Origin of the sequence: Bacteroides sp. ET336, assembly GCF_024733815.1 — a bacterium.
In the GTDB taxonomy this organism is placed as follows: domain Bacteria; phylum Bacteroidota; class Bacteroidia; order Bacteroidales; family Bacteroidaceae; genus Phocaeicola; species Phocaeicola cellulolyticus.
The window spans coordinates 292,953-305,646 of the sequence record NZ_JANRHK010000001.1 but is presented as its reverse complement, the minus strand read 5'-3'; the positions used below and the strand labels follow the sequence as shown (position 1 = coordinate 305,646).

4 protein-coding genes and 1 pseudogene are annotated in these 12,694 nt (G+C 40.9%); all 5 read right to left on the bottom strand.

The features are described 5' to 3' along the window. Positions 1-188: 188 nt before the first annotated feature. The 5 genes and pseudogenes from NW213_RS01360 to mfd all read right to left on the bottom strand — a co-directional run bounded on the left by NW213_RS01360 (position 189) and on the right by mfd (position 12,672). A complete protein-coding gene (locus NW213_RS01360) occupies positions 189-1,100 on the bottom strand; it encodes a metallophosphoesterase (RefSeq protein WP_235340375.1) in 912 nt (303 codons plus the stop codon). A gap of 197 nt (positions 1,101-1,297) precedes the next feature. Next, positions 1,298-2,743, bottom strand: a complete 1,446-nt coding sequence (locus tag NW213_RS01355; RefSeq protein WP_154043616.1) for a hypothetical protein — start codon at positions 2,741-2,743, stop codon at positions 1,298-1,300. Between the two features lie 43 nt (positions 2,744-2,786). Beyond that, on the bottom strand, positions 2,787-5,438 hold the full coding sequence (locus NW213_RS01350) for a TonB-dependent receptor (protein ID WP_154043617.1): 2,652 nt from the start codon (positions 5,436-5,438) through the stop codon (positions 2,787-2,789). Between the two features lie 485 nt (positions 5,439-5,923). Then, positions 5,924-9,216 (bottom strand): annotated as a pseudogene (locus tag NW213_RS01345) (S41 family peptidase). An 84-nt stretch (positions 9,217-9,300) separates the two neighbouring features. Continuing rightward, entirely contained in the window at positions 9,301-12,672 is a 3,372-nt protein-coding gene (gene mfd / locus NW213_RS01340; protein WP_258321567.1) for a transcription-repair coupling factor, read from the bottom strand. Positions 12,673-12,694: the final 22 nt, after the last annotated feature.

Sequence of the window (12,694 nt, the reverse complement as noted above, 5' to 3'; positions counted from 1 at the left end):
GTTTTTAAACTATCTGCCACTGCGTATTTCATGTTTTTTAACTACTCAAATCTCAATTCATTACAAATGCCACATGGATATAGCAAAATAATAAAAAAAGCCGGACAACAATAGCATAGTGTATCGGCTGCTGCCATATACAATATACTATTGTTATCCGGACTTACATTTGGGAAATATATGAAACCTTATTTCTTGCGTGAAACCGTATAGATTACTTTACCTTCCTTGTTTATCATGTGCAGGTTAAGTTCCTTTTTATCAGCCGAGATAAGTGAGAATCCTGTTTCACCACTACAGAACTTGGTTCCATCAACAGGTTTTACCTTACGACTGAGCGAACCTGATGTATTCACTACATAATCAATATTACTGTCAGCCTTACGTATATGCTGGAAATTGTGAATATGTCCGCACAAATACATATCTACATTTTTGTGTTTGCGTAAAACAGAATCGAGTCTTTTCTGCAGATCAAGTCTTTCTGAATCATCTTTTCCTGTCTCAGCATATATAGGATGATGTCCCACTACAAGCACCCAGTCTTCCTTTGCAGCAGTCAGAACAGAATCAATCCATGCCAATTGCTTGTTCATATCCTGTTTGCAAGCATCGGGATATTTCTCAGTATCTTCACGATATTTGTCAAGAAGAGGAGCTGTGTCCACCATTACGAAACGTACAGTGACACCGTCATTTTCCATAGCGAAAGTATAATATCTGTCAGGTACATTCCATCTTGCACTTACTGCACTGTAATCTATTACAGCCTGAGTGTTTCCACGGTACTCGTGATTACCAAGAATTGCATACCATGGAATCATCAGTTCAGGATGACTATATATAAGTTCATAGTTTGTCATCCACAGAGGGTCATTCACGCTGCGCACTCCTTCGAAGTGATGCACGTCGCCTGCAGCAATCACACATTCAATATCCACGTTTTCCGCCATATTGCCCATCAGTTCGGCAATAGGTTTCTGGTCATAATATCCGTTTCGGCCAAGGTCATTGGCAAGATAGAAATTCAATGGCTTTTCAAGAGTCTTCCAGCTTTCAGGTGTTTGTGCAAAAGAAACTGTAACGACAAACAAAGCCATAAATAGCGTAATAATGTTCTTTCTTAATGAGTTCATGATGTTGTTATATTTATAGATTATAATTTTATTTATTACTTGTGCAAAAGTATTTCTCAAATCTGAAATGAATCTGAAAATTATTCCTGGTATGAAACATTTTCAAAAAAAATAAGTCCGAAACTTGTCCGGACTTATTTTTACATATATCAATTTAATGATTACTTCTGACCATAAGCGCCATAGCGTGCTTCTGGAGCCGGAGACTTATATGTTTTGCCGTTTACTGTCAAACCTGTTGACACGAATGCAGGCTGCATATCTGTACCGCTGTATGCTCCGTTCAAAGCCGGTGAACCAGCCTGAAGATGGAAATCATATTTCTGTGTTCCGTCATTATTGAATAGCTGATAGTCAAGAAGACGAACTGCATTAATATCAAAAGCTGTAAACTTAGGATCTTTTGAGTCATCTTCGGTAGCTACGATTGAATTCTTATCAACTTTTTCTGTGTCATACATGTTGATGTATATCACTTCACCATCATCTTCATCTTCCAATGTATAAGAGTAGTTATATCCTTCCCAAGAGTATTCTATACCAGCTTCATATACATAATCAGCCTCATCGATTTTCTGAGAGCCAGAAGCATAGTAGTTATAATCTATAACTGAATTATTTCTGTCGTAACGGTCTGAAGAGTCCTGATTCCAGAAAGGAGTAGTTGCCTTGAACTTACAGTTAACCAAAAGATTGTTGAACACTTTTACATTAGCATTTTCTTCTACATAGATACTACCACCTTTATCTTCATCACGTCTCCATCCGGCATTTACTATTGTATTGTTGTAAGCCTGAATCTTTGCCTGAGCTCTTTCCTCACTCTGTGACTTGCTTGATAATTTCAATGCGTTGGTGTTTGGAGCAAACATCAAGTTTCCGGCAACATCAACCACACATCCTGACTTGACATTCACAGCTTCTTCACCTGTCTTACCGTTTGCACAGAATACGTTGTTTGCAATAATTGCGTTACCGCCCATCATATAGATAGCATCTGAAACTCCATAACGTAGGATAGAATTTGTGATGACATAATTACCTTTAGTATTATTAGTAGTTATCTGAGGATAAGCATCATCACCGGCTTCATATATTCCTGCAAGTGCTGCCGGAGCTCCTTCCAGAACATCTCCACCAACATATTCTATAATAGTATGGTCGATAAGCATTTCCTGACAAGTTGAAGTGGCAACAATACCTCCCCACTTTCCTTCGAAAATATTACTTTCAGTTCTTTCATTTTCAGGAATAGAGAAAAGAACAGGTTTCTCAGCTGTACCTTCACAATAAAGATTACCCTTTACTGTAAACTCGATAGGAAGTTCATTCATTCCAACCTTTCCTGTTGCAATAACCTGAACACCTTCTTTAATGACAAGAGTCTTACCTTCCGGAACAGTGAAATGATCTTTCAATTCAACAACTTTGTCTGCTTCCCATACCACTACATCGTTGTTTGTAAAATCACCTAGATCTGTAGAACCTTCTACATCAGAACCGTTGTCATTGTCTGAATCAGCTACATTATCTTCAGTACAAGAAATGGCCATTAATGACAGGCTGATCATTGCAGCGCTAGCCCAAAAATAATTTTTCAGTCTCATTTTTCAAAAATTAAAAGTTGTTAGTCAATTTATTTAATACCTATTAAAGTTTATATCTGATACCAAGCATAAACGATTGTCCATGCCATTCTTTACGTTCAATCAAATTGCCGTTTTTACGTTCAAAGCCTGTTATACCGTCTGTATATGGACCTTTATGAGTAAATCTGAGCAAAGGTGTATCAAGCAGATTTGATGCTTTGGCATATATGGAGATACCGTTTTTGAAGCTTTTCTCTACCGAAGCGTCAAGCTGCATATATCCGTCTTCCCAAATGTCATCATCGAAATAGTTGGATACTTCACTCAAACGCTTACCTGTATAACTTCCGGCAATCTGGCCTTCCCAACCATACTTGCTGCTTTTCAGAAGCAATGATAAGTTTGCCACATGGGCAGCCTGTCCGTATAGTGGTCTGGTCTGTTCTACTACTACCACATCAGAGCCCTGCATCGTACGTTTCTCTGTAGTAATTTTGGAATGTGTATAAGTATAGTTGGCCTTAATACCGAACCAGTTAAAATACTTCATTACATCAACCTCTACTCCAAGATTAGAAGCATCACCATAGTTCATCGGGATATAGAACAAATCCTGTCCCTGCGGAACCAAACCCTGCTCGATTGGATCCTGAATATATTTGTAGAACACGCCTACCATAAACTGTTCTGACGATCTAGGGAAAAACTCATAGCGCAAATCCAAATTATCGGCAACAGTATGTTTCAAATCCGGATTACCTTTCTCGCTGAAGTCTTCATTCAAAATTGTGTAAGGAACAATTTCAAAGAAGCTAGGACGGTTTATTGCACGTGCATAAGAGAAACGCATATTGGCATTCTTATGAACTTCATACTTGGTATGGAAACTAGGCAATACATCAACATATTTCTGGTTTCCTTCGGCATCAACTCCATCTGTAGGATATTTAAGAAGATATCCCTGATTAGTATGTTCTACACGTACTCCGGCAATAAATTCCCATTTTCCGAAAGTGTATTTTGCCATACCATAACCAGCTCCGATCTGTTCTGTAGCATCATAATTCAAAGCACCGTTGATATTACGTGTCTTATAATAAAAATCTATTTCATCATAATTGTTCCAATCTTCACCTCTGTACTGGCTTTCTCCCAAAATGGTTTCAAAAGTATATTCATTGAAGAAACTGTCTCTTTTCTTGTCGCGGAACATACCTCCGGCAGAGAATTCAAATTCAGAGTCAGACAAATCAAGTTTATATGACAAATCAACGTATCCGGCTTTGTCACGGTCTGAATTATGTTCCCAACGGTTTATCAATGCTCTATTCACAGCCACACGATCACCACCTCCAAGGAGTGAAATCTCATTATTGTCCGGTGTCTCATTAAAAGCCTTTGACACTACTGCCGACCATGACAGATGCAATGCATTGTCTGCAAGGAATGAATGTTCACCTTTCAACGTAGAGTTTACGATATACTGACGGTTCCACCTCATTCGGACATATCCTTCTTTCTTGTCCAGACGGTCACGGACTTCAGTCTCGCGCATATCCATATATCCGTTATACCATGTAAGCTTATGTTTCGGACTTATATGATAGTCGAACTTGGCATGAGCTCCGATACGTGTCTGTTGGTCTGAATAATTTCTTGTCTCAGTGTTATTCACATCACGTCCCGGCTGATAATAAATCTCGCTTTCTTTTCCACGATATGTATTCAGAAAACTTCCTGACAACATTACACCGAGTTTATTATTGAAGAAGCGGTCACCGTATGAAAGACTTGCAGTCAGATCCGGCAAAGGCTTCTTCCACGTCATGCGCAGATTATCGTGTGAGAAATCTTCATCACTTACCTTGAATGCCTCCGGCATACCTTTCAATTCGTAAGGAGACTGTTTGGTTATTGCTCCTTTATTGAACGACTGGAAATCGCGGTCGAAATACATAGAGTTATATCCTGTAGAAATATTTGCAGTGAACTGACGTTCGGACGGCGCATCCTTCATAACCAAGTTTACAGCTCCACCTATTCCATCACCTTCCATATTAGCTGTAAGAGATTTTGTCACTTCAAGTCTGTCAAGCATTTCAGAAGGGAATATATCCAATGGAACAAATCGGTTCTTATTGTCAGGGCTTGGAATCTTTACACCGTTTACCAATGTATAATTGTAGCGCTTATCCATACCACGAAGAATTGCATACTGTCCTTCACCGCTACTGTTTCTTTCAACTGTCACACCCGACATTCTTTGTATGACATTTGCCACTGTTATATCAGGTGAAAGCTCTATTGCTTTTGCACTCATCACATTCACCACATTCATGGCTTTTCTTTCTATGCCTCTAGCTCCGGCCTCTGTACGTCCTGGATTAGTTGCCACCACTGTGACTTCTGCCAGCATAACATCATCAGTTTTCAACGGAATAAAAACTTCTGCATTGTTAGCCTCAACCACTACCTCGTATGTCTCATAACCTATATAGGAACAAACGAGTGTGCATTTTCCATAATCCAAATCCAGATTAAAACTACCGTTCAATCCTGAAACAACTCCCTTTGAAGGTTCTTCTTTTACAACAACAGACGCTCCTATTATCTCCTCGCCTGTCTGTGCATCCTTAATAATACCTCTAACTATACGTGCATTTGCCGCAACAGAAACAAACAGCACCAAAACCAATACCAGCTTAAATTTCATATAGTCTCTTTCTCTTGTTTATTTTTCTTTTCTGCCGCGAAAGTATAAGCATGGTATTACATAAACATTTCAAGTCTATTGCAAGTATAATACAAAAGAAAATTGAATTATAAGATTCAATTTATCTATATAATAAGGTGTATTTTTCACAATAAAAAATCACTAAGAGAGTATGTTATTACAAAACTGTAACAAATGGAACTGATAAAAAAACAAAAACGACTAAGTACAATCTATAAATATAACTTATGTTTTTATAAACCACACTGTGATTTATAGAAATAACACTGTGATTTGTACAAACCACAGTGTGGTTTACAGTAATCATCAAGGAGTTTACAAGAAAAAAACTTAAGAATGACAATTTTCATCACTGAAAATTATTATCTCAAACTGAAAGTGTACAGATATATAAAAAGACAGATGATGTACCATGAAAATAATGATACATCATCTGTCTTTTTATTATATACGATAGATTTATCTTACTTGTTCGAATCAATCTCTTTCAGCAATTCCTCTACTGCTGTTTTCAGCTGAGTATCCTCACCTTTAACAATAGTTTCAGGAGAGTTCAAAATGTATATATCCGGTTCAAGCTGTGTATTTTCCAGATAGCTTCCATCAGGCAAACGATAACCTACAACAGGAATACCGAATACCAGTGTAGGATCCTGAAGACGCTCCCAATTGACACTTGTCATAGTTCCTGGAACAGGAGCACCCACCAATTTGCCTATGCCCCTATGCTTATATACCCACGGAGTTCCATGAGCATTAGAGTAATTGGCCTCACACTGAAGCATAATAGAAGGCTTGTTCCATCTGCGGCTTGGCATATCACAAGCTTCACGACCTCTTACCACCTGTGTGAAATACTTTTTGCCACTAAACAGCACCTCGATATCCTCATGCAGGCGACCTCCACCATTGAAACGTGTATCGATAACAATTCCTTCACAATTATTGTACTTACCTAAGATATCAGAATATACTGTACGGAAGCTTCCGTCGTCCATAGACTGGATATGAACATAACCCAAACGTCCACCGGAAAGTTTCTCTACCTCCTCAGCACGCTGCTTAACCCAACGTTTATACAGAAGGGAACTCATGGCACCACTTGTAACCGGCTTAACAACCTCATCCCATCTTTCACCGGATTCTGGATTATAAACAGACACAAGCACCTTCTTTCCGGCCTTTCCGTTAAGGAGAGTAGTATAGTCTGTATCCTTATCTATAACACTGCCGTCAATCTTTTCTATTATATTACCGGCTCTACTTTAGAGTTCTTTCTGTCGAACGGACCTTTGGCCACAACTTCAGAAATACGAAGTCCCTTGCCTGAGTATTCCCAGTCATACAGTAATCCCAAGTTTGCTGTAGCCTCTGTCTTTGAAGACGGACGGTAACTTGCACCGGTATGCGAAACATTAAGCTCGCCAAGCCACTCACTGAGCATCTCGGCAAAGTCATAATTATTTGAGATATGAGGTAAGAAACGGCGATAAGCTGCGGTAAGTCCTTCCCAGTCTACTCCATGCATATTAACTTCATAGAAACGTTTCTTCTCCTGTTTATATATATGATTAAACATATACTCACGCTCTGCTGCAAGATCCATTTTCATTTCAGCCTTATATGTTATAGGCTTGAGAGACTCGGAAGAAGCATCCATTTTCTGCATATTGCTTCCGCCAAGAATAAATACAGCCTTACCTTCCTTATCGGTCTGCATATCTCCCCATCCGGCATCCATCTTATGCAGGAGCTTGGTTTCTTTTTTTCTCAGATCCAACTTCCACATATCATATCCACCCTCGAATGAAGACAGATAGTAAAGCTTTTCTCCATCCTTAGAGATAATAGCAGAAGCTATGCTTGATGAGTTAGGAGTAAGACGGACGATACGGTCTTCTATGCCTTCTGTTTCAACTTCAACAGGTTTTACTGATTCTTCATCTTTCTTGTCGGCATCATCACTCTTCTTTGATTTTTTATCGTCTTTCTTTGAACTCTTATTTTCCTTAGAGTTATTTTCCTTCTTGGAAGCCTTCTCCTGTTCTTCCTTCAGAGCCTTCTCTATTTCATAATCCTCTTTGCTAAGACGGAATTTATCATATGAGTCCTGATTCATGAAAACTATCATCACATCATCCAGAGAACCCCATGAAGCATGATTGCGCATACCATATCTCTCCGTAGTGAAAAGAAGAGCATTACCATCCATAACCCAACGAGGAGAGCCGCTTGTGTAACCGCTTCCTGTAATATTCACAATATCTCCTTTTCCGTCGGCCTTAACAATACCTATGTCAGTATAAGGATCATGTTTGTGACCTATAAATTCAAGAGTGAACCACTTTCCGTCAGGACTCCATGAATACTCAAATCCTCCGTAAGTATTATACCATGTAGAACCATCGGTGATCTGTCTTACTTTCTTCGATTCGAGGTTCACCACCATAAGTTTGTTTCTGTCTTCAATGAAAGCAACTTCCTTACCATCAGGAGAGAACTTAGGATATCCACGTTCCACCGATGTTGAAGGCAGCAAAGCTTCTTCCTCTATAAGTGTAGCGTTAGGGAAATTAGGGTCATCCTTACGGGCTATCTTAGCCAGATATAGTCCCCAGTTGCCTCCTCTTTCGCTTGCATAAACCAAGGTACGGTTGTCTGCCCCGAAAGAAACACCTTTCTCCGCTTCCGGAGTATTGGTTATCTGCTTGGTGGTATTGTATTCTACAGAAGTCACAAAAACCTCACCACGCACAATAAATGCCACCTGTTTACCGTCTGGAGATACTACCGCCTCACTTGCGCCACGTGTGAAGCTCATATTTTCAGGTATATCCTCATCATCCCTCACAACAGTAACATTCAGTTTCTTTGGCTTTTCACCAAGATTCTGAGTATAAATCTCACCATTATAAGAGTAGCACAATTTATTTCCGTCACCAACCGAAAGGAATCTAACGGGATGAACCTTAAAATCGGAAATCCGGCTCACATTCTTTGGGTCTGATAGTGGGAAAGAATAAACATTAAAAGTTCCTCCGTCTCTTTCACTAAAGAAAAATACGGTCTTCTCATCATCCGAGAATACAGGATTTCTGTCTTCACCTGCACGCTCTGTAAGATTGGTATGCTTTCCGCTCCTGGTATCATATAGCCATACATCACGTGTCACAGAAGAAGTATGATGCTTTCTCCACTCATCCTCATACCCCTTGCAGTCCTGATACAGGAATAAATCACCTGCATTATTAAACTCAACCATTTCGGCAGGAGTGGCAAGAACCTGTAAAGTTTTTCCTCCTTCTGAAGGAACTTTATAAAGTTCGGTCATAGCCGAAGTAGGGAAAAGAGCACTTTGGGCAGGATCCTGAATAGAGGCGGAAAAATAAACAAACTTGCCGTCGGGACTAAAAGCTGTAGGTATCTCTGACGCAGAATTAAGGGTAAGTCTGCGGGCTGGACCACCATCAGCCGACATAATGAACACATCCTGATTACCATAACGGTCGCTTGCAAAAGCTATTTGCTTACCGTCGGGCGACCATACCGGGTCCGATTCATACGACTCCTGTGTGGTAAGCTGAACAGCCTGTCCACCATCGGAACTAACCTTATACATATCTCCCTTATAGCAGAAAACCACTGACTTACCATCGGGTGATATGCGTACATCACGCATCCATAGAGGATTAATACTTGCAGCCTGAGCTGTCAAAGCTCCCGCACCAAGTATCAGCATTAGAATATTCTTTCTCATTATTCAAATATTATATTTCAATTCTATATTATTTAGTATCAACAAAGATTCTCAATCCTTATAAATTTCAATTGTCTAATTATCTTATCCGGCCTGTATGCTCGTTATCTCCTGCAATTCCCTTACAGCCGACTGCACATCTTTTATATCCTTGATAATCATGCTGCGTTTTCCGTTCTGTTCCCTGAGATTACATTGACGCGGATAGCGCGACATATAGCCTATCATCTTGCCAAAAGCCTCACTCTGATAGTACGGACTGTCAGGATTGCTTACAAAGAAGAGTGTCATACGTCCTGATTTCAGGAATATCTTTTCTATACCAAGACGCTTGGCGATACGTCTCAACGGAACTATACGTATCAGCTCTTCCCCTTCCGGTGGAATTGCTCCGAAACGGTCTATCAGACGCGCTTTGAAATCTTCTACATCCTTGTCAAGTTCCAGCTTGTCAAGCTCACGGTAGAGCAACATCCTTTCGCTGCTGCTTGGGATATATTCATTAGGGAACAACAGCTCAAGGTCGCTTTCTACTGTACATTCATCAACAAATCCTTCACCGCTCAAAACTTCCTCACCTGCTTTCACCTCATCGGCATAAAGTTCGGAGAACTCATCGTTTTTAAGTTCGGTAACAGCTTCTGCCAAAATCTTCTGATAAGTCTCATAACCAAGGTCTGCAATAAATCCACTCTGTTCGGCTCCAAGCATATTTCCTGCACCGCGGATATCAAGATCCTGCATGGCTATATGGATACCGCTACCCAAATCGCTGAAATTCTCAATAGCCTGCAAACGGCGGCGTGCCTCAGGCGTGAGCGAACTCAATGGAGGTGCAAGCAGATAGCAGAAGGCTTTTTTGTTTCCACGTCCAACACGTCCGCGCATCTGATGCAGGTCGCTCAAACCAAAATTCTGCGCCTGGTTTATTATTATGGTATTGGCATTCGGGATGTCTATACCACTTTCGATTATTGTTGTTGCCAGAAGTACATCGTAATCATAATTTACGAAATCGAAGATAATCTTTTCAAGTTCCTCCGGCTGCATCTGCCCGTGACCTATACATACACGGCAATCCGGAATGTTTCTTTCTATCAGAGCCTTCAGCTCAACAAGATTCTGTATGCGATTGTTCACAAAGAACACCTGACCGTTACGGCTCATCTCGAAATTTATAGCCTCGGTTATAATCTCCTCGTTGAAAGTATGTACCTCTGTCTGTATAGGATATCTGTTTGGCGGCGGTGTCTGTATCACGGAAAGGTCTCTTGCGCCCATAAGCGAGAACTGCAGTGTTCGCGGAATAGGTGTGGCCGTCATAGTAAGTGTATCAACATTCACCTTTATCTGACGGAGTTTTTCCTTCACACTGACACCGAACTTCTGCTCTTCGTCTATTATAAGCAAGCCCAAATCCTTGAACTTGACACTCTTGCCTATTATCTTGTGAGTTCCTATAAGGATATTTATCTGCCCGTCGGCAAGCTCTTTCAAAATTCGACTGGTATCCTTGGCCGTACGTGCACGACTAAGATATTCCACCTTGCAAGGCAATCCCTCAAGTCGTTTTTTGAAAGTCTGGAAATGCTGGTATGCAAGAACTGTTGTTGGGACAAGTACTGCCACCTGCTTATTGTCTGCCACAGCCTTGAAAGCCGCTCTTACGGCAACTTCCGTCTTACCGAAACCTACGTCTCCACAAACCAGGCGGTCCATAGGACGGTCGCTCTCCATGTCGGCCTTAACCTCCTGAGTGGCTTTCGACTGGTCCGGAGTATCTTCATAAAGGAACGATGCCTCAAGCTCATGCTGGAGGAAACTGTCAGGACTATATTTGAAACCTTTCTCCTGTTTGCGCTGCGAGTAAAGTTTTATAAGGTCGCGCGCTATATCCTTTATCTTGGTCTTGGTGCGTTCCTTGATTTTCTCCCACGCGCCTGTACCCAATTTGCTGATTCTTGGCGGTTCGCCTTCCTTGCCCTTATATTTGGAAATCTTATGAAGCGAATGGATTGACACGAACACCACATCATCATTCTGATAAATCAGTTTGATTACTTCCTGAGTGGTATTTCCGTTAGGTATGCGCACCAGTCCGGCAAAACGCCCGATACCATGATCAATATGAACAACATAGTCTCCCGGTTCAAACTGATTAAGTTCCTTCAGCGAAAGCGCCACCTTTCCGCTACGTGCCTTGTCGCTGCGGAGATTGTATTTATGGAAACGGTCGAATATCTGATGGTCGGTGAATATACACAAACGCATTGTATGATCTACGAAACCTTCATGAAGAGTGCGATCTACCGGTTCAAATACTATATTATCTCCCCTCTCCTTGAATATATCCTTCAGTCGGTCAGTCTGTTTGGAGCTGTCGGAACATATATATATCTTATACCCTCTCTGGATGAAATCATTCAGAGAAGACGAAACCATATCAAAATTCTTATGGAAAATAGGCTGGACAGAAGTCTCAAACTTCAACCTTGCCTGAGGTGTACCGATAGGTTTTGAACCAAAATCAATCCTTCTGAAATCAAGAGCCTTGTCTGTGAAATCAGTTCCTTGAATAATGGTTTTCTGTATGTCAGGCAATTCCACATTGTCACCGTCTTCGGCAGCAGCTATAGCCTGCGATGAAAGAACTTCATCATGAATACTCTGTATCCTTTCCCTTACCCATAACAGGTCTTTCACACACAGTAATGCCTGCGACGGAAGAAAATCAAGGAATGTAACCGAGTCGCCGCTCACTCCTGTAAGTTCGGGAACAATATTAACGGCCGACTTCTTTTCCTTAGACAACTGCGACTCTACCTCAAAAGTTCTTATACTGTCTATCTCATCTCCAAAGAAGTCTATACGGTAAGGAAACTCTGATGCAAACGAAAACACATCAAGAATACTTCCACGAGTGGCAAACTGCCCCGGCTCATAAACATAGTCCACATGGTCGAAACCAAGAGAAACAAGTTGTGCAGCTATAGTGTCAGTCTCTATATTCTGACCTACCTTTAATGATACGGTCTTATCCGTGAGAAGCTTCTTCGACACCACCTTCTCTGCCAGAGCCTCAGGATAAGTAACTACTGCCACATTATCCCTCTTCTCCAGACGGCTCAACACTTCTGTACGCAAGATTTCATTTGCCGCATCTTTCTGCCCGTACTTGATGGCACGCCTGTACGACGATGGGAAAAACAGAATATCCGCATCACCATTGGCCTGAACCATATCATGATAGAAATATCCCGCCTCTTCATTGTCGTTGAGGACAAATACATATACTGATGGATTTTCTTTTATAAACGCCGAAAAGAACAATGACATACACGAGGCATGCACACCGTCCACATATACAGTCTTTATGCCGCCATCCTTAATAATCGTTGCCAAACCTTTGGTATTAGGATGTGCAGCATATACGCTTTGCAATTCTGAAATAGTCATCGTTATGAAAAATAGTTCGTGC

Bases quoted from the DNA above. Each gene is read 5' to 3' on its own strand.
- mfd (WP_258321567.1), bottom strand. From the start codon at position 12,672: ATGACTATTTCAGAATTGCAAAGCGTATATGCTGCACATCCTAATACC.
- NW213_RS01360 (WP_235340375.1), bottom strand. From the start codon at position 1,100: ATGGCTTTGTTTGTCGTTACAGTTTCTTTTGCACAAACACCTGAAAGC.
- NW213_RS01350 (WP_154043617.1), bottom strand. From the start codon at position 5,438: ATGAAATTTAAGCTGGTATTGGTTTTGGTGCTGTTTGTTTCTGTTGCG.
- NW213_RS01355 (WP_154043616.1), bottom strand. From the start codon at position 2,743: ATGAGACTGAAAAATTATTTTTGGGCTAGCGCTGCAATGATCAGCCTG.